This window comes from bacterium (assembly GCA_039961635.1).
GTDB lineage: Bacteria > 4484-113 > 4484-113 > JAGGVC01 > JAGGVC01 > JABRWB01.
In genome coordinates, this window is the sequence record JABRWB010000001.1 from 47,276 (window position 1) to 69,622 (window position 22,347).

At 56.7% G+C, this 22,347-nt stretch carries 23 protein-coding genes and 1 tRNA gene; 13 read left to right on the forward strand and 11 right to left on the reverse strand.

Annotated elements, in window-relative coordinates; all coding sequences use genetic code 11:
* The first annotated feature begins 91 nt into the window (after positions 1-91).
* Genes HRF49_00205 through HRF49_00250 form a run of 10 tightly spaced genes read left to right on the forward strand, consistent with a single transcriptional unit; the run spans position 92 to position 8,274 of the window.
* The gene (locus HRF49_00205; GenBank protein ID MEP0813072.1) at positions 92-382 is read left to right on the forward strand and encodes a hypothetical protein; all 291 of its coding nucleotides are present in this window, start codon (positions 92-94) and stop codon (positions 380-382) included.
* Positions 382-1,194, forward strand: coding sequence for a LysR family transcriptional regulator (locus HRF49_00210; protein MEP0813073.1), 813 nt, complete (start codon positions 382-384; stop codon positions 1,192-1,194). Before HRF49_00205 ends, HRF49_00210 begins: the two co-directional genes overlap by 1 nt.
* A complete protein-coding gene (locus HRF49_00215; GenBank protein MEP0813074.1) occupies positions 1,187-2,398 on the forward strand; it encodes a molybdopterin molybdotransferase MoeA in 1,212 nt (403 codons plus the stop codon). Before HRF49_00210 ends, HRF49_00215 begins: the two co-directional genes overlap by 8 nt.
* Positions 2,398-3,198 (forward strand): radical SAM protein, encoded by an 801-nt coding sequence (locus HRF49_00220; protein ID MEP0813075.1) that lies wholly within the window; start codon positions 2,398-2,400, stop codon positions 3,196-3,198. The genes HRF49_00215 and HRF49_00220 overlap by 1 nt, the downstream gene beginning before the upstream one ends.
* A gap of 1 nt (position 3,199) precedes the next feature.
* Positions 3,200-3,655: a cyclic pyranopterin monophosphate synthase MoaC gene (gene moaC, locus HRF49_00225; protein ID MEP0813076.1), complete on the forward strand. Its 456-nt coding sequence runs from the start codon at positions 3,200-3,202 to the stop codon at positions 3,653-3,655.
* Entirely contained in the window at positions 3,642-4,589 is a 948-nt protein-coding gene (locus HRF49_00230) for a molybdenum cofactor synthesis protein (protein MEP0813077.1), read from the forward strand. The genes moaC and HRF49_00230 overlap by 14 nt, the downstream gene beginning before the upstream one ends.
* 19 nt (positions 4,590-4,608) lie before the next feature.
* Positions 4,609-5,631: a tungstate ABC transporter substrate-binding protein WtpA gene (gene wtpA, locus HRF49_00235; protein MEP0813078.1), complete on the forward strand. Its 1,023-nt coding sequence runs from the start codon at positions 4,609-4,611 to the stop codon at positions 5,629-5,631.
* A 2-nt stretch (positions 5,632-5,633) separates the two neighbouring features.
* The gene (gene fdhD, locus HRF49_00240; protein ID MEP0813079.1) at positions 5,634-6,440 is read left to right on the forward strand and encodes a formate dehydrogenase accessory sulfurtransferase FdhD; all 807 of its coding nucleotides are present in this window, start codon (positions 5,634-5,636) and stop codon (positions 6,438-6,440) included.
* Positions 6,437-7,237: an ABC transporter permease gene (locus HRF49_00245; protein MEP0813080.1), complete on the forward strand. Its 801-nt coding sequence runs from the start codon at positions 6,437-6,439 to the stop codon at positions 7,235-7,237. The genes fdhD and HRF49_00245 overlap by 4 nt, the downstream gene beginning before the upstream one ends.
* On the forward strand, positions 7,234-8,274 hold the full coding sequence (locus HRF49_00250; GenBank protein MEP0813081.1) for an ATP-binding cassette domain-containing protein: 1,041 nt from the start codon (positions 7,234-7,236) through the stop codon (positions 8,272-8,274). The genes HRF49_00245 and HRF49_00250 overlap by 4 nt, the downstream gene beginning before the upstream one ends.
* 180 nt (positions 8,275-8,454) lie before the next feature.
* Here the strand turns inward: HRF49_00250 and HRF49_00255 are convergent, their stop codons facing one another.
* The 7 genes from HRF49_00255 to HRF49_00285 are packed head-to-tail and all read right to left on the reverse strand — an operon-like array spanning position 8,455 to position 14,219.
* Positions 8,455-9,249: a sulfite exporter TauE/SafE family protein gene (locus HRF49_00255; GenBank protein ID MEP0813082.1), complete on the reverse strand. Its 795-nt coding sequence runs from the start codon at positions 9,247-9,249 to the stop codon at positions 8,455-8,457.
* On the reverse strand, positions 9,221-9,697 hold the full coding sequence (locus HRF49_00260) for an MOSC domain-containing protein (GenBank protein MEP0813083.1): 477 nt from the start codon (positions 9,695-9,697) through the stop codon (positions 9,221-9,223). Before HRF49_00260 ends, HRF49_00255 begins: the two co-directional genes overlap by 29 nt.
* Before the next feature lie 2 nt (positions 9,698-9,699).
* Positions 9,700-10,929, reverse strand: coding sequence for a molybdopterin molybdotransferase MoeA (locus HRF49_00265; protein MEP0813084.1), 1,230 nt, complete (start codon positions 10,927-10,929; stop codon positions 9,700-9,702).
* Positions 10,922-11,869 carry a bifunctional molybdenum cofactor biosynthesis protein MoaC/MoaB gene (locus HRF49_00270; protein MEP0813085.1) on the reverse strand — a complete coding sequence of 316 codons (948 nt, stop codon included), beginning with the start codon at positions 11,867-11,869 and terminating at the stop codon, positions 10,922-10,924. Before HRF49_00270 ends, HRF49_00265 begins: the two co-directional genes overlap by 8 nt.
* A 1-nt stretch (position 11,870) precedes the next feature.
* The gene (moaA, locus tag HRF49_00275; protein ID MEP0813086.1) at positions 11,871-12,851 is read right to left on the reverse strand and encodes a GTP 3',8-cyclase MoaA; all 981 of its coding nucleotides are present in this window, start codon (positions 12,849-12,851) and stop codon (positions 11,871-11,873) included.
* Positions 12,844-13,470 carry a molybdenum cofactor guanylyltransferase gene (locus HRF49_00280; protein ID MEP0813087.1) on the reverse strand — a complete coding sequence of 209 codons (627 nt, stop codon included), beginning with the start codon at positions 13,468-13,470 and terminating at the stop codon, positions 12,844-12,846. Before HRF49_00280 ends, moaA begins: the two co-directional genes overlap by 8 nt.
* Positions 13,467-14,219, reverse strand: coding sequence for an MOSC domain-containing protein (locus tag HRF49_00285; GenBank protein ID MEP0813088.1), 753 nt, complete (start codon positions 14,217-14,219; stop codon positions 13,467-13,469). The genes HRF49_00280 and HRF49_00285 overlap by 4 nt, the downstream gene beginning before the upstream one ends.
* On the opposite strand from HRF49_00285, the gene HRF49_00290 reads away from it, so the two are divergent.
* The 3 genes from HRF49_00290 (at position 14,203) to HRF49_00300 (ending at position 17,952) form a co-directional block, all read left to right on the forward strand.
* Positions 14,203-14,763: an Rrf2 family transcriptional regulator gene (locus tag HRF49_00290; protein ID MEP0813089.1), complete on the forward strand. Its 561-nt coding sequence runs from the start codon at positions 14,203-14,205 to the stop codon at positions 14,761-14,763. The two genes, HRF49_00285 and HRF49_00290, sit on opposite strands and share 17 nt — an antisense overlap.
* On the forward strand, positions 14,760-15,665 hold the full coding sequence (locus HRF49_00295) for a 4Fe-4S dicluster domain-containing protein (GenBank protein MEP0813090.1): 906 nt from the start codon (positions 14,760-14,762) through the stop codon (positions 15,663-15,665). The genes HRF49_00290 and HRF49_00295 overlap by 4 nt, the downstream gene beginning before the upstream one ends.
* Before the next feature lie 82 nt (positions 15,666-15,747).
* On the forward strand, positions 15,748-17,952 hold the full coding sequence (locus tag HRF49_00300; GenBank protein ID MEP0813091.1) for a molybdopterin-dependent oxidoreductase: 2,205 nt from the start codon (positions 15,748-15,750) through the stop codon (positions 17,950-17,952).
* A gap of 355 nt (positions 17,953-18,307) precedes the next feature.
* Here HRF49_00300 and HRF49_00305 read toward each other — a convergent pair.
* The 4 genes from HRF49_00305 to HRF49_00320 form a co-directional block, all read right to left on the reverse strand.
* A tRNA-Gln gene (locus HRF49_00305) sits at positions 18,308-18,378 on the reverse strand.
* Between the two features lie 570 nt (positions 18,379-18,948).
* Positions 18,949-19,539, reverse strand: coding sequence for a response regulator (locus tag HRF49_00310; protein ID MEP0813092.1), 591 nt, complete (start codon positions 19,537-19,539; stop codon positions 18,949-18,951).
* Positions 19,540-19,591: 52 nt separating this feature from the next.
* The gene (locus HRF49_00315) at positions 19,592-20,401 is read right to left on the reverse strand and encodes a response regulator (protein MEP0813093.1); all 810 of its coding nucleotides are present in this window, start codon (positions 20,399-20,401) and stop codon (positions 19,592-19,594) included.
* On the reverse strand, positions 20,401-22,275 hold the full coding sequence (locus HRF49_00320) for a HAMP domain-containing protein (protein MEP0813094.1): 1,875 nt from the start codon (positions 22,273-22,275) through the stop codon (positions 20,401-20,403). Before HRF49_00320 ends, HRF49_00315 begins: the two co-directional genes overlap by 1 nt.
* Between the last annotated feature and the right edge of the window lie 72 nt (positions 22,276-22,347).

Below are 22,347 nucleotides of genomic sequence, written 5' to 3' on the forward strand. Positions count from 1 at the left end.
ATTCAGGGGCATCGCGCGTAGGCGGAAGAGGATACTCCCGAAGAGTATTCGGTCTATTTCGTGCAATCAAGTTTGAAAGGAGCAATCTTAAATGGCGGGATTAATTTCGGCATCGGGCGAATTATCGGCGAAGATTGCCGCTTTCGCAGCGGCTGAGCAGATTGAGCTGCGCGTCGCGCCTCCAGGCAAAGCGGCGGTCGCGGCGCTGGCCGCGAACGGACGGAAGGAGTCTACGCTCGATTCGCTGTTCGAAGGCGGGTTCGTCAAGTGCGCCACCGCCCGCGCGCTTGCCGAAAGGATCGGAATCGGCCGCGGCGAGATGGGGAAACTGTTGAACCATCTCGACATTAAGGTCAGGGATTGCGAGCTGGGGTGTTTCTGATGCTTCTGTGGATGATAAGCGGCGCGCACAGAAAAGTCGGCAAAACGCATCTCGCCAAGCGGCTTTGCGCGGTATTGCCGGACTCTGCTTACGCGAAGCTGGGGCACGGCGCGCGTGCCGCAGGAAAATCGCGCAATTACTTCACCCAGCCGGAGGATTTGCTTAGATTCATTGAGCAATGCACAACCGCGCTTTCGCATGTCGTGGTCGAAACCAACTTGACGCTTTTTCCGGAAGCCGCGTGCTTGAGGATTTTTGTCGGGGACAACGGCGGGCCGGGGGAGCCTAGGCTGGACGCCTTCGAACTTTTCACTCGAGCGGATATCCGCGTTGTTGCGGGAGGGGCTGCCGATTCGTGGCGCGCTGTGCTTTCCGCGAAGCTCGACGATGGTCCCATCGTGGACGCTGTGCTGGCCGAGTTGCTTGCCCAGAAACGCTGGCTGGAACGCACGGCGGTGGCCGTGCACAGCAAAGTATGGCTGGTCAACCGGGAAATGGAGCACGTTTTCGGGCCGGGTCTGGCAGACCTTTTGACTGATATCGAGCATCTGGGATCGCTCAAGGCGGCAGCGATGCGAAACAATGTTTCGTACAGGCATGCATGGGGAGCGATTCGAAACGCGGAAAAGCACTTCGGAATCGCGCTCGTGACCGCGAGTTCCGGCGGGCCTGGCGGAGGGCGTTCGTCAATCACCGTTGATGCAAAGCGTGTGCTCGCGAGATTCCGGCTGCTATCGGAGCGCGTAGCGGATTACGCCGACCGGGAATTCGCGAGTCTCTATCTCGCTGAAGAGAGGGATTCGGATGGCTGACACTATTGTTCCGCTCGATAAAGCGCTCCGGATTATTGATGAGCGAACGCCCGCGAGACCGCGGCAAATCGAACGTCTGAATCTGCCATCGGCGTTCGGAAGAATTCTTGCGTCCGATGCTGTTTCGGCGCTCGACGTACCTCCGTTTGACAAGTCCGCGGTGGACGGCTACGCGATTCCGGACGACGGAGAACGAGGTGAATACCGCCTTTTGAAAACAATGTATGCCGGGGAGGAGCCTTCGTATTGCCTCGACGCGGATTGCGCCGCGCTTGTCATGACCGGCGCGCCCGCGCCGCCGGGGACGCGGCGGGTGGTGATGGTCGAGGACGCGGCCAGGCTTGACGAAATCGTTCATATTGAACGCATGGAATTCGGCGAATCGCGAAACATTTGCGCAAAGGGCGAGGATGCTCGCGCCGGGGACGTTGTGGCAAAAGCCGGGCAAAGGCTCGACGCGGCGGTTATCGCGCACCTGACCGGATGCGGAATAACCGAGGCGGAAGTGTTTAAGCCGTTACGCGCGGCAATCGTTTCGACCGGAGATGAAATCGCGGATGATCCGGCAAGCCTGCGCCCCGGGAGGATAATGAATACGAACGGTTCAATGCTCGCGGCGCTGTGCCGGGAAAACGGCATCGCCGTTGCACTTGACGAGAGCGTTCGGGATGACGAACGCGACACGCGGGAAGCGATCGGGCGCGGGATGGAATGCGCGGACATCATTCTTATTTCCGGCGGGGTATCCGCGGGCGAACGCGATTTTGTACCCGCGGCGATGGAAAGTCTGGGGCTGCAAAGACACTTCAGAAGGGTAGCCGTGAAGCCGGGCAAGCCTACGACGTTTGCGGCATGTGAAGGAAAAGCCATTTTCGGCCTGCCGGGAAACCCCGTCGCTGTTTATCTGATGTTCCAACTCATGGCGTTGCGCGCAGCCGCGCGGATGCTCGGAATCCCTCACCGCGAATCGCGGATGCGCGTCCCTGCCGCCGCGCGGATCGCGGGCGCGTCCGCGTCGCGAGCCGCGTTCCTTCCGGCCTGCATTGATGACACCGGCGCGGTCGCGCCGCTGCCTTATCACGGCTCCGCCCACATAGGCGCGGTCGCGAAGGCCGACGGTTTCGTGTTCATTCCGTCCGGCTCACGACCGATTGAGGCGGGCGACCTCGCGGATTTTTATATTTTCCGCGGGAGGGGGATGTAATGCTCGATAGCTTCGGCCGCGAAATTTACTACTTGAGGATTTCGGTCACCGACCGCTGCAACCTGCGCTGCCGGTATTGCATGCCGGAGGAGGGCGTTCCTCTCATGCCGCGTAAAGCGATGCTTTCGCTCGAAGAAATCGCGGAATTCGCGCGCTCCGCCGCGGACTTGGGATTCCACAAAGTTCGACTGACGGGGGGTGAACCGCTTGTAAGGTCAGGAATCGCAGCGCTTGTCTCGATGCTCGCAGGCATTACCGGAATTCGCGATCTATCTATGACGACGAATGGCGTTCTGCTTGCGCGATACGCGCGCGATCTCGCGCGCGCAGGATTGATGCGCGTGAACGTGAGCCTGGACGCTGTCGACCCGGAGCGCTTTTCGCACTTGACGCGCGGAGGCGACGTCCGTGCGGTTTTGGAAGGAATCGACGCGGCGCTAGATGCGGGTCTTTCGCCTGTGAAAATCAACTGCGTCGTTCAAAGCTCGCCTTACGAGGAGGACGCGCGCGCGGTCGCGAGATACGCGTACGACCGCGGTCTGGAAGTTCGCTTCATCAAAAGGATGAACCTTGAAGCGGGTGAATTTTCGAAGGTCGAAGGCGGCTCCGGAGGCGACTGCAGAACTTGCAGCAGGCTGCGCCTCGGGCCGGACGGCACGGTGCGCTCCTGCCTTTTTTCGGACGTCACGTTCGATGCAAAATCACTGGGCGCGCGCGAGGCGATTATGCGCGCGATCGAGGGCAAGCCGGAATCGGGGCGCAGGTGCGTCACCGCGTCGATGAGCATGATCGGAGGCTAAGATGACAAAACTTTCGCACGTGGACGAAGGCGGCAAGGCGGCGATGGTGGACGTAAGCGGCAAGGAACCCCAGTTGAGGATCGCGCGCGCCACGGGGAAAATAAGCCTTGCGTCCTCGACGCTTCCTCTCATCGCGGAAAACGCAATCAAGAAGGGCGACGTGCTGTGTGTCGCGGAAATCGCGGGAATTCAGGCCGCAAAGCGCGCGTCTGAATTGATCCCGCTCTGCCATCCGCTTCGGCTGACCGATGTCAAGGTGAAGGCGTCGCCCGAATCTGACGGAGTGGTGGTGGAAACCGAAGTGCGATGCGTGGATCGGACGGGCGCGGAGATGGAAGCTCTGACCGCCGCAGCCGTCGCGCTTTTGACCGTCTACGACATGTGCAAGGCCGCGGACAAGAACATGCGCATCGGCGAAATCTCGCTCGTGGAGAAGTCAAAGCATGACATCGCGTGAATTTGAAATACTGTCGGTCAATCTCTCGACCGAGAAGGGCACAAGCAAGCATCCGGCAGGGGAAATCGAAATCGGCGCGGCCGGAGTGGTTGGCGACGCGCACGCGGGCGCGGGCGCGCGGCAGGTCAGCCTGCTCGCGATCGAAAGCATCGAGCGCTTCGGGCGGGAAGAGGGGCGCGAGTTCTCGCCCGGCGAGTTCGCGGAAAACCTGACTACGCGCGGGTTTTTGTTCGGAGACGTCCGCGTGCTGGACGAGATTTCAATCGGCGACGTGCTTCTGGAAGTGACGCAAATCGGAAAGCCCTGCCATGGCGGCGGGGGCGCGATTTTCCGCGATGTAGGAAAGTGTGTGATGCCCAATGATGGTGTGTTCGCGCGCGTTGTGCGGACAGGCCGCGTCAGCGCGGGAGACCGCGGCGTTCACCTGCCGCGGCGATTGCGCATTTCCGTGATCACGGTAAGCGACCGCGCATCGCGCGGCGAGTACGTTGACAAAAGCGGCCCTGCCGTATGCGAGTTGCTTAAGAAGCATTTCGAGGTGGCTGGGTGGCGATGCGATATTGCAGCCGGGGTCGTACCCGACGACGCAAAGGATATCCGCGCGGCCCTGAACGAGGCGATTTCCATTGGTGCGGACGTCGTATTCGCGGTGGGCGGAACCGGGATAGGCCCGCGAGATGTAACACCAGAGGTTGTTGCTGAATTCATAGATAAGCCCATGACCGGCGTGGTTGATGCGATGCGGGCGAAGTTCGGCGCGGGCAATCCGAACGCGCTGCTAAGCCGCGCCGTCGCGGGAGCGTCGGGCACGCGCCTGTTTTACGCGATTCCCGGAAGCCCCCGCGCCGCGACGGAGTACGCGTCTGAAATTCTCTGCACGCTCGAACATGCGATTTTCATGGTGCGCGGCGTGGATACACACGCCGAGTGTTGATGTAAAAGGATGTGCATTTATGGTAAACCGGAATTTAAGTATTGTGTTGGCGTTTCTTTTCCAGGCGGCGATGGCGCTTGCAACGTCTTGCCCCGCGCCAGAAAAGGAATCCCCCCCGCCCAAGCAACCGCAAGCGGCGATGCCAGCTGACGAGCTTTCCGGGAGATTAACGATTTTTCATGCGGGAAGCCTCTCGGTGCCGCTCGCCGAAGTTTCGAAGGCGTTCGAAGCGAAGCATCCAAAGGTTAAGGTGCTCGCCGAAGCAGCGGGAAGCCGCGACACCGCGCGCAAAGTCAGCGATCTGGGACAGACCTGCGACATAGTCGCCTGCGCGGATTACGAGGTCATAGACGAGCTGCTCATTCCCGATCACGCATCGTTCAACATAAGATTCGCTCGAAACAGGATAATTATCGCCTATACCGACAAATCGCTTCGCGCGCAGGAGTTGACGACCACCAACTGGCACGAGCTGCTACTTTTGGACGAAGTAAAATTCGGCCGCGCCGACCCGGACCGCGATCCATGCGGATATCGCACGCTCATGGTTTTCCAGCTCGCGGAAAAGCTATACGCGAAACCGGGGCTCGCCGACGCGCTCACGAAAAAGGACGGGGATAAATACATAAGGCCCAAGGAGACCGACCTGCTTGCGCTCTTGGAATCCGGCGAGATCGACTACCTTTTCATTTACTACTCGGTGGCCGTCCAGCATAATCTTAAATACCTCGATCTCCCCGGCGAGGTGAACCTGGGAGATGTGGATCGCTCGCAGGAATACAAATCCGCTTCCGTCGAGGTCGTCGGAAAATCCCCGGGCGAATTCACGACTCTTTACGGCGCGCCGATTGTTTATGCCGTGACGATTCCCAAAAACTCTTCAAATCCAAGGGCTGCCGCAGCTTATCTCGAATTCCTGCTGTCGCCAGAAGGGGGGGCGATCATCGAAAAATGCGGGCAGCCGCCGATTTCGCCCGCAGTGTGCGCGCAGTACGAGGCGCTGCCTGAATCCCTGAAGCCGCTTTGCATCGCGGCCGAATGAACATGACCAAAGAAAGCGAAAATCCGACTATTTCATTGCCTGCCCTCAGATTCGGCGACTCGGCGCAGCCCATCGCCATCGACGAGCGGGTGATAGTGGAAAGGCTTTTCCGCATCATGCTCAACGGAGAGGAGTACGCGGCGGCAAGCATCCTTCCGGGCATGGAAAGGGAATTCGTTTACGGATTTCTTTATACTTCCGGAGCGATTTCCCGAGCAGAAGATGTGACCGATTTGCAGATTGCAGGGGATGGGGCTGCCGCGTTTGTCAGTACCGACGGGAAGACATTCGACGAATACCTTTACAAAGCCAGACTGCCTTTAACTCCGGGAACCGCTTGCGGAGCCGAGCCGCAGGCGATTTCCACAGCGGGATTGCCGGCGCTCGTATCCGATTTACGCGTACGGCCCAGCGACATACTCGATGCGCTGAAAACAGTGAGGGCGGAATCCGCCTTGTTTCGGGAAACGGGGGGGGTGCACAGCGTCGCACTGTTCGATTCAGACGGGCGGCTTGTCGCGCGTGCGGACGACGTAGGCAGGCACAACGCATTCGACAAGATCGCGGGAGCATGCCTGCTTTGCAAGCTAAATCCTTCGGCGCTGTTCGCGGTGACGACGGGGAGATTGTCTTCCGAAATAGTCGGAAAATGCTGGCGGCTTGGAGTTCCCCTGCTCGTCTCTCCGTCGTGCGCGACGTCCCGCGCCATTGAAATCGCGGCACTTGCGAATATTGCACTTTGCGGATTCGCGCGCGGCCGCAGGCTGGCCGTTTACAGCGCCGATTGGCGGATAGGAGGGCGAGAATGACAATCGGCTTGCGCAAAATATCGGGATTTGAACTTGCGGTCGAATTCGCGGGCGCGCTGCTTATCTTATTCATCGCAGCGCCGCTTGTCCGGCTTGTATTGGGAATATCCGCGGGCGGGATTGCCGATATTTTCCGCGACCGCGAGCTTTGGACTTCCATCGCTCTGACATTCAGGTGTGCGGCCGCGGCCGCAATTCTCGGCATTCTGTTCGGAGTTCCTCTTGCATACGTGCTCGCGCGTTCGCGCTTCCGATGCTCCTCGCTTATACAGGGCATCGTTGATTTGCCCGTCATGGTTCCGCATTCCGCTGCGGGAATCGCGCTTCTTGGAGTGCTGGGGAGGCATTCGCTGGCGCAAAAGGCCGCCGCGCCGCTGGGTATCGAATTCGCCGGAACCGAGGCGGGAATCGCGCTCGCGATGACATTCGTCTCCGTCCCGTTTCTGGTGAACGCGGCGCGAGCCGGATTCGAGGCCGTTCCGGTGCGGCTTGAGAACGCGGCCCGCTCGCTCGGCGCGGCGCCTGCGCGAGTTTTCTTCTCGATTTCCCTTCCCCTCGCGTGGCGCTCGATTCTGGGCGGCGCGGCTTTGATGTGGGGGCGCGGAATAAGCGAATTCGGCGCGGTGATAATAATCGCTTACCATCCTGCCACCGCACCGGTGCTGGTGTTCCAGCGCTTCAGCGACTTCGGGCTGAACGCGTCGCGCAGCGCGGCAGCAGTGCTCGTTGTCGCGGCGCTGGCCGTGTTCGCGATTCTACGCGCAATCGGCCGAGCCAATGGAGGCGAGCCGCGATGACGCTGGAGTTGCGGAATGTAACGAAGCGGCTCGGCGGGTTCGAGCTGCGGGATTTCTCGCTGACTGTCGGGGAGGGGGAGTACTTCGTGCTTCTCGGCCCGTCCGGCGTGGGTAAATCGGTGTTGCTGGAAACGATTGCGGGACTGCTGCCTCCCGACTCGGGACGGATTCTTTGGAAAGGCACTGACGTAACCGGACTTCCGCCGAATTCGCGCGGATTTGCCGTCGTCTATCAGGATTACGCGCTTTTTCCGCACATGTGCGTTCGGGCGAACATCGAGTTCGGGCCGAGGGCGAATGGTCTGCGAAGGCATGAAATCGCCGAGCGCGCAAGGCACGCTGCGGAACTGGCGGGAATTGCGCCGCTTCTCGAACGGATGCCCGGAACACTTTCGGGAGGTGAAGCCCAGCGCGTCGCGCTGGCGCGCGCTGTCGCGGTATCGCCGGAATTGCTGCTTTTGGACGAGCCGCTTTCGGCGGTGGACATGCGCCTTCGGCGCGAGCTGCGCAGGGAACTAAAAAAAATCCACCTGACCACCGGCAGGACGTTCCTGCATGTCACGCACGACGTGGACGAGGCGATGGAGCTTGGAGACAGAATCGGCGTATTGCTGGACGGCAAATTGCGCGCGGTTGACGCGCCTGCGGATGCGTTCCGGTCGCCGAAGGATCCAACCGTTGCGGAATTTCTCGGCATGCGCAATGTGATAGCGGTAGAAAGCCTCGATGAGGAATATTGCCTCGCGGCGGGACTGCGAATTCATATCGGCAAGCGGAATGTATCATTCAGCCATATCTGGATCAGGCCGGAAGAAATAATCCTGTCGAGAGTGCCCTTTGAATCGAGCGCTCGCAATCAAATCGCGTGCAGGGTTGCGGAATGGTCTCCTACGGGAACACTGGTGGCCGTGCAGCTTCGGGCCGGCAGGCTGGAATTGCGCGCGCTGATAACCTATGGGGCATTTGATGAATTGGCAATCGAAGCCGGAAACAACCTATATGCCACATTCAAAAGCTCATCGGTGGTATGTTTTTAGACAAAAAGCTCAAATATCGCGCGGAAAGCCGAATGAGACATTATTGGGAAAAGTTCCGCTCCAGTTGTGACCGCCAAAGCTATTGTACAACCGGGAAAGGCTGTCATTAGTTTCATCCCCGATCACTCTCCGGCGTTTTGCAGCCATCTTGACGATTTCGAACGACAACCTACCCGACTTTCAAGGAAGCAGAAGCTTAACCGCCGATGCGAGCATTACCGCGGCAAGCAACAGCCGCAAGGTTTTCACACCCGCCACTTTTGCGCCGAATCTTGCTCCCAAAATCGCTCCCAGCATTGCAAACGGAAGAAGCGGCCAAAATGTGCCGAAATCAAGCCTGGAAGCGAATACGCGCCCCAACAAACCCGCCATTGAATTGACGACGATGAAAACGGAGGATATGGCCGCCGCCTGATTTACCCGCGCCCAGCATGTGAGAACAAGCAGGGGACTAAGAAAAATTCCTCCGCCTATGCCGATTATGCCCGAAATCAAGCCGACAACTCCCGCGGACGCCGTTAAAACCGGCCAACGCACCGGTTTCAATATGTCTTCCCCACCGAAATAATGGAGAAAGGCGATTCGAAAGGCGGCGAAAGCAAGCGCCGCCCCCAAAAGCAGCTCCAAATGGCCGGTTTGAACATCGAGCCATCCTCCGATTAATGCGAAGGGGAACGATGCCGCCAGAACGGGCAATAGTAGCGATGCTTTCAAGTTCCCGGATTTGATGTAAGTGAGGGCAGCCACGCCCGCCACCAATATATTCAAAACGAGCGAGGCTGTTGCGGCCTGGTTGACCGGAACGGACAACAACGCCATTACGGCCAAGTACGCCGATGCTCCTCCGTGGCCGACGGAGGAATACAGCGCGGCCGCAACAAAAACCAGCGCCGCCAGCAAAAATAGGTTGAATCCTGTTAATTCCACTTTGAATCGCTTCTTTATGTCATTCGGGTCGATGTGACGACTCCGCACTTCTTATGAAAACCGCATCACCCTTGCGCACAATTCCGCCGCTTAGAACGCGGGCGAATATTCCCTCTCGCGGCATCACGCAATCGCCCGCCTGTCTGAATATCTCGCATCGCGAATGGCATTCCTTTCCAATTTGCGTCACTTCCAATTCCGCGTCGCCTATCCTCAACCTGTCTCCTATTTGCAAACCCGGCAGGTCTATGTCCTCGGTCGTTATGTTCTCGGCGAAATCGCCCGGTCCGACTTCCAACCCCATTTTGCGTATCTTATCAATGCTCTCAACGGCCAAAAAGCTTACTTGCCGGTTCCAGTCTGCCGCATGGGCGTCGCCTTCTATGCCCCAATCCGGCACCAGCAACGCCCAATCCACGTTGCGTTTTCGCGTTCCCTTCCTCTCGCTAATCGAAACCGCAACCACTTTGCCTTGCCGATTTTCTTTTCGATTCATATTTAGTTCCATGGCAACCACTCGATTTCCACAACCTCGCCCTCCTGCAGAATGTCGCGCTCCCGTGGAAAAGCAATCAGGCAGTTCGCTTGAAACAGCCCGCGCAGCAAATGCGAATCGCGTCCAGCCATGGGCCGCACTTCAATTCCGTTTTCGGAGTACCCCGCGATTCCGCGGACAAATTCCAGTCTTTGGGCCTGCCTGGCGATGCCGCCGGTCAACCGTGCAAAGCCGCGGCGGTGCGACTTAGGGATTGCTCCGGTTAGACGCTCGATCGCGGGACAGACCAGCTTAACGAATGACAGCAATGCAGCAACGGGGTTGCCGGGCAGTCCGAAAAACAGCCCCGTGTTGCCATCACTGCACCGATAGGTCGCGAACAACGTCGGCTTGCCCGGCTTTATGGCGACGCCGTGGAACACGATGCGCATTCCGAGCCGCATGCAGGCTTCCCGCACGAAATCCCTGTCTCCAGCCGAAACTCCGCCCGCGCTAAGAATAATTTGCGAAGTATCCGTAAATCCGTTGATTTTTTCCACTATCTCGCTTAAGTCGTCCTTGCAGTGAAACGCATGCTCCAATTTCAATCCCAGCAATTGCACCGCCGCCTCGAGCGCAGCCAAATTGGAGTCATAAATTTGCCCTGCGGCGATCGGTGCGCCGGGCAGGACGACCTCATCGCCCGTGGCCAGCAACGAAACTCGCGGCACGCAAGTTGCAACCGCATGAGCCAATCCTTGGGCCGCGTGCAGCGCAATCAACGGCGGATCCAGTTTCGAGCCGGCTTCCGCAATCATCTCCCCTTTGCGGCAGTCCCCGCCTTTGAGCCTGATGTTTTCCCCCGGCCGCGCCGGATTACGCAGCACTACGAAATCATCCGATTCTTCAACATCTTCGCGCATGATCACGGCTTCGACGCCGGAGGATACGGCGGTGCCTGTCATAAGCTTGATGCAAGTCCTCGGTTGCAGATCACCTTCGACGGTTGCTCCAGCGTGAGCGACTCCGGCGATTTTGAGCGTTACCGGATTCTTCGGCGACGCCCCTTGCGCGTCCGACAGGCGCAATCCGAATCCATCCACGGAAGAGCAATCGAACCGGGGCAAATCCGCGGAGGCGAACAACGGTTCCGCGAGGAAACGTCCTTGCGCCATTTCAAGCGGAACCTCTTCGGCAGGCAAACGCGTGCATTGATCGAGGATCGCCGCCAGGGCTTCTTCATAGCTAATCAACGGAATTCGTCTCTCCGGAGCCATATGTTTCGATATGCCCTTCCCCCCGGCGCGCCGCAAGGTAATGCAGGACGGCGGGGAAAACGGCCTGCATGGCGTCGGCAGCGGCGTGTACCGATCCGGGCAGATTGATATAAAGCGTATTGCCGCGCAGTCCGGCGACGGCGCGGCTTAGTATCGCGTACGGCGTTCTTTCCCGGCCGTAGGCGCGTATCGCTTCCGCTATTCCCGGCGCTTCGCGTTCAATAACCGCTTTTGTAGCTTCGGGCGCAACATCGCGATTTCCCAATCCCGTGCCGCCGCACGTGAACACAAAGTCCAAATCCAGCTCGTCGGCGTATGCCGCAAGCACCGACGCCGCGGCGTCCGCATCATCGGGAATCACCCGAAAATCTTCGACAAGCAATTCGTGTTGCCGCAAAGTTTTTTTGATTAATTCGCCGGAGCGGTCCCGCTTTTCGCCTGCGGCCACGCGGTCGGAAAAGACAAGCACCGCCGCACGGGGTTGGGAGGCGAATACATTCTGGAAATCCGATTTCCCGCCCTGCTTTGAAAGCAAACGGATAGATGAAATTTCCAGGCTTTCGTCGAGCATTTTCAACATGTCGTATAAAGTGAGGGCCGCCACTCCCGCGGCGGTGAGAGCTTCCATTTCCACGCCGGTCTTGTCTATCGCTTTGACGGTGGTCACAACCGTAATCGAGTTTTCTCCCAAATCGAAATCGACGCCCGCATATTCAACCTGCAACGGGTGGCAAAAAGGAATGATCCGGCTCGTATCTTTGGCGGCCAGTATCGCGGCGACGCGCGCAACTTGGAGGGCATCGCCCTTCGGCACTTTATTGTTCCTTACTTTTTCGAGCGTTTCAGGAGACATCCGCACGACGGATTGGGCTTTCGCAACGCGCAATGTTCGATTTTTGTGTGAAATGTCCAGCAAGCTAGCCTCCGATCGCCGCCATTGGCTGGCAGGCGGCATGCTTTAATATTTCCGCGGGAGGATGGGCTTCCGGCTTGCGAAGAAGGCAGGATTGAATCAACCCGGCAAGATTTTCATCAGTAACGCCCTGGCGCAGAAGATCGCGCAAATTCAGCTCGGGCGGCGCGAACAGGCAGGTTTTCAATCCGCCGTCGGCCGTAATACGCAACCGGTTGCAGCGCGCGCAAAATTCGTCCGAAAGAGGAGAAATGAAACTGACAGTGCCTCCAAAGCCGCTTATCCTGAAATCCTTCGCTACACCTGCCTTTGTGGCGCTCGTGTGAAATGGCTTAAGGCGGTATCGCTCTTCAAGCTTGGCGAGCATTTTCGGATACGGCATATATTTCGCCGCGCTCCAACCGTTACCACGGAAAGGCATGTATTCTATAAATCTGATGTTCAAACGGGGATTGCGGGCCATTGCGGCAAAATCATGCAGCTCGTCGCAATTTATCCCCGCCATAACGACAACGTTTATCTTTACCTGCTTGAATCCGGCTTCCAGCGCTTCCTCGATACCCTCCAGCCCCCTGGGCAATGAATCCCTGCCGGTGATCGCTGTGTAACGCTCGCGACGCAGACTGTCGAGACTGATGTTCAACAGCCGGACGCCCGCCTTGTACAGGGGCCGGGCCAGTTCGCGAAGCAAAAGTCCATTCGTCGTGAGGGCCAGTGTTTCAACTCCGGGGATTCCGGCAATTCTTTGCGCCAGGTCGACTATGCCTTTCCGCACCGTGGGTTCGCCGCCGGTTATTCTCACTTTTTTGATGCCATAACGCGCAAATAAAGCCGTGAGCCGCTCTATTTCTTCAAAGGTCAACAATGAATGATGACCGATGTCTGGAATCCCTTCCGGCGGCATGCAATATCTGCATCGCAAATTGCAGCGATCCGTCACGGATATGCGCAGGTACACATGCTTTCTGCCGAATCCGTCAAGCATGCGGCGCTCCTGCAGCTTGCGCGACGCCGAGTCGGGCAAAGTCCTCCGGCTCGTTGAAATTAATAAGATGTTTTCGCTCCTGGTCGTCTATTTCCAACAAATTTGCTCCCAGCTTTTCGCCAAGATTGCGTAATGACAGCTGATTATCCAGGATCGCCTTTCGCACTGAAGGTTGCCAATGTGAAGGTATGTAGCAAGGAAGCGGATCTTCAATCCGGCCCCGCAGTCCGAAAAAACTGCCGTTCGAACCGGCCTCGCGCAAAAGCCGGCTCACCAGCGACGGAGTAAGCAGAGGTTGGTCGCAAGCCGCAATAATGTAACCTTGGGCGAGGCCGCTGGACAGCAACGCATCCACCCCTGCCAGCGGCCCTAAGTGCGGAAACTCGTCCGCGACGGGAATAAGCTCTGCATCCGTCTTCAACTTCGGCAATTCGTCAATACCCACGACTGCAATCCGATTCCCGCAGACCTGTAAGGCAGTAATGACGTGCTCGATCATGCTAATGCCGTCCCGCAGCAAAATCGAGTGCTTGGGCCTTCCCATTCTTTTGCTTTGTCCACCGGCCAAAACAGCGCCGATTATCGGACTTGAGCTGACATCGCGGCGTATGCGGTTCATTGCGCCGCCACCTCTTGATTTGGATTTGGTGCGGCCAAAATAAGCTCTACTTCTTCTCCCGGGATGATCCATCCGGTTTTTGTCACTCTTGCCATCCAGCCAAGGCGACCCACGGTCACATGTTTTAAATCCGGATGGAGCGCATCAAGCACAAAACAAGGCCTGCGGGCTTCGCTTATCTCAATTTCCACCCCTCCGCCGAAGCGAAGTCTGGCGCCCGGCACAATTTGCCAATCTCTGCAGCCGCTCAGCGTCAGATTCTCTCCCAAGTCTCCGGGATTAACCGGGAATCCTTCTTCGCGAAGTTGTTCGATGATCTCTAAATCGAGAGTGCAAATCGCACGGCTGGGTTTAATGTGCTTGGCATGGTCCCGGCCGTCGCCAACCAAACCCTCGAAGGTAACCTGCCCGCGAGGCACCGGCAGCTTGGGAATTCCGCCGCTCGAAATGTTCACGGAGATTAATCTGGCCATTATTCCGACTCCTTGCACTGCCGAATCGCTTTGAATAATAACAGATGGCATCTGCACGAAATGCACCAGAAGGTTTGCATCCGCTTGGACGGGATTCGAACGGTGTTTAGGGCATTTGGTATCCGGATAGCGGGAAGAAATCCGGCTTGATAAGTTTGTCACGAGCATAGAAAAATAGAATATGGAGCAGCAATTGATGACCCGCAGGTCATCAATTCCTTTATTCTTGAGCTGGTTGTATCTCTCATCAGGAGAAGATTTGCTGTCGCTGGCCAAAACCTCCGGTTACGCCATTCTGGCCTTGGGATGTCTGCAAGAATCGGCCGATCGATTTGTACTGGCAAAGGACATCGCCAAATGCACCGGGGTGCCCAAGCCTTATCTCGCGAAGATTTTGAACTCTTTGGTGGAGCACAACTTGGTGACGACAAAGCGCGGCCGCACGGGAGGATTTGGTTTGGCGCGACCCGCTTCGCAAATCAGCGTATTGGAAATCGCCGAAGCGGTGGAGGGAGCGAGCTGGAACTCGCAATGCATTCTTGGCCTGCCGCCGTGTTCGGCTAGGCGAAAGTGTCCGCTGCATGCTTTTTGGATTAAGCAGCTTACGGCGATGCGGAAGAAATTGCAGTCGATTACTGTAGCGGACGCAGCCAAGTTCGAACGGCTGAGCAGAAGTCAGCTGCGCAGCTGTCCTCCCAAAAGCCGGGTCAAAGAATTGCCGAAAACCGATCCCCGGTTTGTTTCCGATTCTTGCACGGTAAATCCGAATGAAGTTGTATCGCAAGCAAAATCAATGAAGTCAAGGAGAGCAAAACCATGAATCGAAGTCGCCGTGAATTCATCGCCAAGGGCGCGCTTGCAGCGGCGGTCGGCGCCGCGGCATCGGCGGGTGTACTGCCGAAGGCGGCGGACGCCCAGGGACGCGATCCCGCCGGAAAGGAGTCGGTACGCAAGCTGGATGCTCTTTCGGGAATCGCGCCACAGCAAAGGGAAGACAACCTGCTTCGAATGCAGCGGGAGCTCGTGGCCGCGATGAGCAAGCCCGTGGAAGAACGCCACTGGGTCATGGTTATCGACCAGCGCAAGTGCGTGGGCTGCCACGCCTGCACGGTTGCCTGCGTTTCCGAAAACAACCTGCCGCCGGGAGTGGTTTACCGGCCCGTGCAGACAATCGAAGAGGGAACTTTTCCCGAGCTGAAACTCTCCTTCCTCCCCAAGCCGTGCAATCACTGCAACAAGCCGCCGTGCATATCGGTTTGTCCGGTTGACGCCACCTGGAAACGGCCCGACGGTGTGGTTGCGATTGATTACGACAAATGCATCGGGTGTCAGCTTTGCATCCCCGCCTGCCCTTACAGCCACCGTCAATTCGACGAAGGCAATTTTTATACGCGCGACTCCGCCGCGGGTGACGCGGGAACAGGAGTGGTGCTTGGTCCAGAAGCCCCGTGGGAAGGCAGGAGCGTTTTCGAGTACGGCAAATTGTGGGATAGGGCGAACGGAGATTCGCCAAATTCCAAAACGCGCAAATGCCATTTTTGCCTGCATCGGTTGGAAAACGGGCAGCTGCCCCAGTGCACCACAACCTGCATAGGCCGTGCCACAAGTTTCGGCGATGCGAATGACAAATCCAGCCTGGTAAGCGAGCTTATCGCCAATCACGAGACGTTTGTTCTGCTTCCGGAAAAAGGCACGTCGCCGCAGGTGTATTACATCAAATAGCTGTACCAGAAAAGATCCGAGGAGAAAAATAGGCGCAAATCTTTTCGAGGCCAATTACGGGCCGCCGAACCGCACGGTGCGCATGACGGAAAATCTTGCGTCGGGCGCGCTCAAAATAGCGGTGGCGGATCCGCGTTTCAGCAAGCTGGCCAGCAAGGCCTGGAAATGGCTTCCAGTGCATCCGGGAACCGATGGGGCGATGGCGATGGCGTTCATCCGCTGGATGCTGGACAACAATCGCTTTGACGCCAAGTTTCTCGCTTGCGCCAACAAGGCGGCAGCCGCGGCGGCCGGCGAAAACAGTTGGACCAATTCGACTTGGCTTGTCGAAATCAAGGACGGCAAGCCGGGCAAATTTGTCCGCGCTGCCGATATCGGGCTGTGTGCTCCGGAGATCCGCAAAAACAAGGATGGAAAGGAGTACGAGGAAAAGTTCATTGTGGTTTATGTAAACGGCCAGCCCAAGGCGGTGGATCCGAACAGCACCGAAGAGCCGGTCGTCGGCGACTTGTTCGTGGACGCCACGCTTCCGAACGGAACGCATGCAAAAAGCGCGCTTCAGGTGTTGCGCGACTCTGCGAACGTTCGCAGTTTCGAGGAATGGGCAGCGCTTACGGGAGTAAAAGCCGCGGATTTGGAAGAGGTTGCGCGCGAATTAACCAGTTACGGAAAGCAGGCGGCGGTTGACATACACCGCGGCGTGGCGCAGCACACAAACGGCTTTTACAACGTGCTCGCTTGGATGACGGTCAACATGCTTTTGGGCAACTTCGATGCAAAGGGCGGAATGGTAACCCAGTCCACTTATGACACGATGGGCAAAGCCAAACTGTTCGATCTCAATGCGCATCCGGGCGCAATCAAGGGATTCGGCATAAGTTGCATCAGGCATGACATAGCGTACGAGAAGACAAGCATTTTTTCCGGTTATCCGGCCAAGCGCAATTGGTATCCCCTTGCAAGCGATATATATGAGGAAATCATTCCTTCGATCGGCGATGCCTATCCGTATCCCGTAAAGGCGGTGTTCATGTATATGGGCGCGCCGACATACGCGCTTCCGGCGGGTCATACGAACATCGAGATTTTGTGCGATACGACCAAAGTGCCTCTTTTCGTCTGCAACGATATCCTCATCGGCCCAACATCCATGTATGCGGATTATATTTTCCCGGATAATTCTTACCTTGAACGTTGGGAATTCCACGGCAGCCATCCCAACATCGCACAAAAAGTGCAACCTGTGCGCCAGCCGGTGATTGCTCCTTTGGTGGAGGAATGCACCGTGTATGGGCAAAAAATGCCGATTAATTTCGAAGCAATGCTTTTTGGGATTGCGGAGCGGCTTGGTTTGCCCGGTTTTGGCGACAATGCCTTTGGGGACGGCCTCGATCTCAAACACCAAGATGATTTCTACCTGCGTGGAGTTGCAAATCTTGCCTTCGGCGAAGCGGAAGACGGAAGCAAAGCCGTTGCCGACGCGGATGCCAAGGAACTGGACTTGTTTGTGAGGTCACGCGCGCACCTGACCTCCTCGGTATTTGATGAAGCGCGTTGGAAAGGAATTGTCGGCGAGTCGCTTTGGCCGAAAGTGGTTTACGTGCTCAACAGAGGCGGCCGCTTCCAGGAATACGAGAAAGGCTATAAGGATATGCGCGTTGGCAATCCCTATGGCGCGCTGCTCAATTTGTACCAGGAAAAAACCGCCGGCACCGTCTATTCCGGCACGGGCGAGAAATGTTCGGGAGTTGCGACGTATATTCCCGTGCGCGATTATTTGGGACGGGAGCCCGATGCTTATCGCGACGGCTGGGATCTTCATCTGGTCACGCACCGCGTCATAAACATGACCAAGAGCCGCACCATCGTGGACTACTGGTTGACCGATATTCTTCCCAGCAACGGGATTCTCATCAGCCCCGAGGATGCGAAGCGATTGGGATTGAAGGATGGCGATGCCGTAAAGGTCGCCAGCGCCACCAATCCGGAAGGAGATTGGCGGCTTGGCAACGGGAAACGCAAGCCGATGGCCGGGAAGGTGATAGTTACGCGCACGGTCAAGCCCGGGGTGGTGAGTTTCGCGCTGGGTTACGGACACTGGGCGAGCGGCTCGCAGGAATTCACGATTGACGGCCACAAGATCACGAGCGAAGTACGCCGCGGCGAAGGGATTCACGCAAATGCTGCGATGTGGACCGATCCGACGATTAAAAACACGTGCATGTTCGATCCGGTCGGAGGCAGCGTGAGTTTCTACGACACACGCGTAAGGCTGGTTAAAGCTTAAGGCCGGTCTGGCAAGATGAAAATTGCGGGTTAGGTGCCGGCTTTCGGCCTGCAAGGCGCGTGGGCGCGGTTGCTGCAAATGACCAACCTCTCAAAGCCATTTCATGTTGTTACCCGGTCTTTCAATATACGGGACGCGACTTGCAGCACCGGACAAACGGGCCGCAGTATCAGTCTTCAATGCCTCCTTCAATTTGTTGTCACCTTGATCGTGCAAACGACTGTACGCCTCCTTTGATTGCCGATGCTAAGGCCAAGCATCGTTGTAAGGAGTTACACGAAAGCTGGGGAGTGTGGATGGTACTCCCAACGATGTTAACGGGGAGGGCAATTGGTTGGGAGGAGTTACACGAAAGCTGGGGACCGAGGATTCGAACCTCGACATACGGATCCAGAGTCCGCTGTCCTACCGTTAGACGAGTCCCCAACAAACGCTTTGAGCGCACATTTAAGTGCATTCCCTCATCCGTCTGGAGGGGTCGCATTATATCATCGGCCGGAAATGCCTTTCCCAAATCCCGATTACGATACCATTCCATTAACCACCTGACGATACCTATCCCATATCTCGACTACGATACATATCCTTTAACCTGTTGACGATACCTGTCCCATTTCCTGAAGAGATGCCTATTCGCTCTCCTTAAGAGATGCCCATTCCCTGACCTAAAGGGATACTTATTCTCTTACCCGAAGGGTTACTTATTCCCTTACCCGAAGGGATACCTTTCTCTTATCCTAGAGAGCTGCCAATCTCCTATCATCGAGAGATGTCTATCCCATATCCTGAAGAACTCCTATTCCGCATCACGCCGTTCACGCACCAATCCCTGCACCGCTTGCGTTTTTGGACTGCCCAAAGTCCAAATCCCCGCTTGAAATGCAATGACCGCTTCCGCCGATGCAAACTCAATCATGTAATTTGCCGCGCCTGCTTGCCGGAAACGCCCGCTCGGTGCCGAGCCTGAAGAATTGCAGTTCGATCACCGGCGCTCATCTATCCGCCGCTTCCAGCCCGCTTGCTGGCGAGCCTGTCCTGTCTGCGGATGAGCGACTTCTTTACGAAGTCTATGAGTTCCTCCTCGGTGAACGGTTTTTCCACATAGTCCACCGCGCCGTACTTCATGCAATCCACAGCGGTCTGAATCGTGGCGAATCCCGTGATTACGATAATGTCGATTTCGGGCTTCAAGTGATGCACGGCTTTCACCACATCAACACCGTTCATCGCCGGCATTTTCAAGTCCGTGAATACGAAATCGTAATCGCGTTCCTGAACCAGCTTCAGAGCTTCCTGGCCTGTCTCAACCGTATCCATGGAGTAGCCCTGCATCACCAGTATCTTGCGGAAGCTGTCCAGCACGATTTGCTCGTCGTCCACCGCAAGGATTTTCGCAAGCGGCTTTTCAAGCTCGACGCGCTTAAGTGATGGAGTATCCTTGCTAATCTCGAGCTTGAGACCGATATCCAGCGCCTCGCGGCGCTCGCGAGCGAGCCTGGCAATCTCGCGATGCTTCAGCAAATGCCTTATACCGAGATCAAGCAACACAAAAACAACAAAAATAACCGCAACCAAAAAGTATGACATCGCATTCCTCCGATTCCGCCAAGCGCTTTGCGCGCTCACGCGGAAAATTCAACTAAAACCTCGCGCATCGGACTAAGTTGGCAACTTCCCGATCCGGCTGGCTTGGACGAATCACGAGAAATGGCCTTTCACCCGAATGCACCTCATGCGTCGCCACGACATCAAGTTCCTCGAGACGCACCGATTTCAAAACCTCACCGGAAAGCGGCGCACGAACTCCATGTTCGTTCCCTTCGCTGTCGACGAGCGTTCCGCAGTACTGACCGCATATAATCTGCTCGCCTGAATTCGGAAAACGCGCCGTCTCCACGATTCCGCATGTAAGCGCCATCAAACTGGCGATCCCAATATTGGCGTTACCGTCGCTATCAAACTCGACCCAAGTGTGGCCGCGGAGGCAAAGGCGCTTCCCCGGGGCGTCTCCAGCCGACCGCAGGCAGCAAATGAGAAGCGATCGAGTAATGGATGGAATTGACAAGTACCGCTTGATTCGGGCGAGCACGGACGTCAATTCCTCGAAGCTGAACGGCTTGGGAATAAAATCGAATGCGCCAAGCCTCAACAACCTGATTGCGTTATCAATAGTGGCAAATCCGGAAATAACCAGCACCGGTGTTTCGGGAGAAGTGTTTATTGTTTCTTTCAGCAACTCCGCTCCCGATTCGCCGGGCAGCATCAAGTCTGCGATTACAGCCGAAAATTTGCTGGATTCAAATATCTCCCGCGCCGAGGAAACGTCAGAAACGCTGACAACCTGGATTTGCTCGTAACATAAAATCTTCTCGACTGCAGCAACGACCACGGGCTCGTCTTCAACGAGAAGAATCTTGCCGATTTTCGCGCCCGAATCAGCTCTTTCCATCAAAGCGCGTCCCCCTCCCTGAATTCCACCGGAATCCTGACCGAAAAAGTGGAGCCCTTGCCCGGCTCGCTTTCAACGGCAATCGAACCTCCATGATTGCGGATAATCCCCCACGAAACCGACAGGCCAAGACCCGTGCCTTTGGTGCCTTTGGTTGAAAAGAAAGGTTCGAAAATGAGTGCGAGCGTTTCCGGGCTCATACCCACGCCGTTGTCCTTCACCACGATTTCGGCGTATTTCCGCTCACCCAGCGCTTCAACCGCTTCCCAGCGCTGGTAATGGCATCCCCTTCGCGTGCACCACACTATTTCACCGTCACTTCCAGCACCCACAGCGAACAATGGGGCGTCGCATCTGGGGCATTTGCGCGTTTCGCGCACAAGCGAGGCCTTGCATTTGGGACAACTTACGCCGATTATCATGTCCGGCTTGACCACGCGCGAAAATACATGATTAAGGCTGCCGTATACGGGATCGAGATGAATCACTCCCTTTCCCTTGTCATCCCGGAATTCCACGCTCACCGCGGGCATATTTCTGATTTTAACGCTCTCGTCAACAAGCGAGCATCCTTCCGGACAAAACGCCTTCCTGATTTGCGCGTTTCCGAACGGAGGCACTTTGATGCTTCGAGTTTCCACCCGGATTTCCCCGCCCTCCCCGACCGCGTCGGAGGCGTTGAGAAGCAGGTTCATCACCACCTGCTGAATTTGATTGCCATCCGCAAAAATGTTCGGTATCTTGCCGTCGAAGTGTTTGCGGATCTTTATTCCGCGCAGATTGAGCTGGTTTCCAAGCACGTCCAACGCACGCATAACAACGGCGTTGAGGTCAATTTCGGATTTCGTGAATGCTGATTGGCGCGCGAAATCCAGCAATCCCCGCACAATTTGCCGGCACCGCTTGGTCTCGCGCACTATGACTTCCAGATCCGATTTCATTTCCGGGTTGTCTTCGGCGCGCTTCAATAGGAAACTTGCGTATGTCAGCACTCCGGTGAGAGGATTGTTGATTTCGTGCGCGATTCCCGCGGCCAGTCTGCCGACCGATGCGAGCTTGTCGGATTGAGAGATTTGCATTTGCGCCTCGGCGAGCCGCTGCGTCATCTCGTTGAATGATTTTGTCAGTCTGCCTATTTCATCGGCCTGATTTGTTTCGATCGTTACGTCCAGGTCGCCCGCTGATACCCTGCGCATGCCGCCGAGCAGCCGCTGCACCGGAATCAGAATTCTTGATTGGACAAAGAAATAAATAATCAGGCTCGCGGCTAAAAAGGCCGCCACCACCAGACCGATTGTGCCGTTGCGTGTGGCAGCGAGCTCGCGATGAACATCCTCGAGAGACATCGTTATGTCCAAGACTCCCAGCACGCTCTTTTCGGGCGGGTGGTAATGGCAGGCCGATGTGCTGCATCCGGGCTCGTTGTATATCGGATTGATGATGCCCAAAAGCGGGCGGCCTTCCGGGGAATTGTAGACCCTGGTGCGCTGCGGAATATCCAGGCGCGAAATCGGTTCGTCGGATGCGTGGCAGCCGTAACAGGCTTCCGCCTTCATGTCGAGCTTGGTTCCGATTTCCCTTTCGCGCGTCGAATAAATAATCTCGCCGGTTTTTTCGAGAATCCGGACCTTTTCGATCCCCTCTTGCTCGCCGATTGTCCGGATAATCAGATAAACGTTGTCCAGCCTGTTTGCCATCATGTCCTGGCGCGTGCTTTTCTTAATTGTTTCTGAAAGCTGGTTCGCGCTTACAATTTTGGCCTGAAGCAGCTGGCGCTCTTGGTTGTGAAGAAGCACGGCGGAAAACGCGAGCATGACGCCCACCGTCACGACTCCGACGGTGACAGTGAATTGCAGTCCGATTCTGCGTCGCATTTCGCCGCCTCGCGCTGCCGAATCCGGGATTTCGCCCGCCAAACGGGCGGGCTGGATTTCGGAATTCAGGTA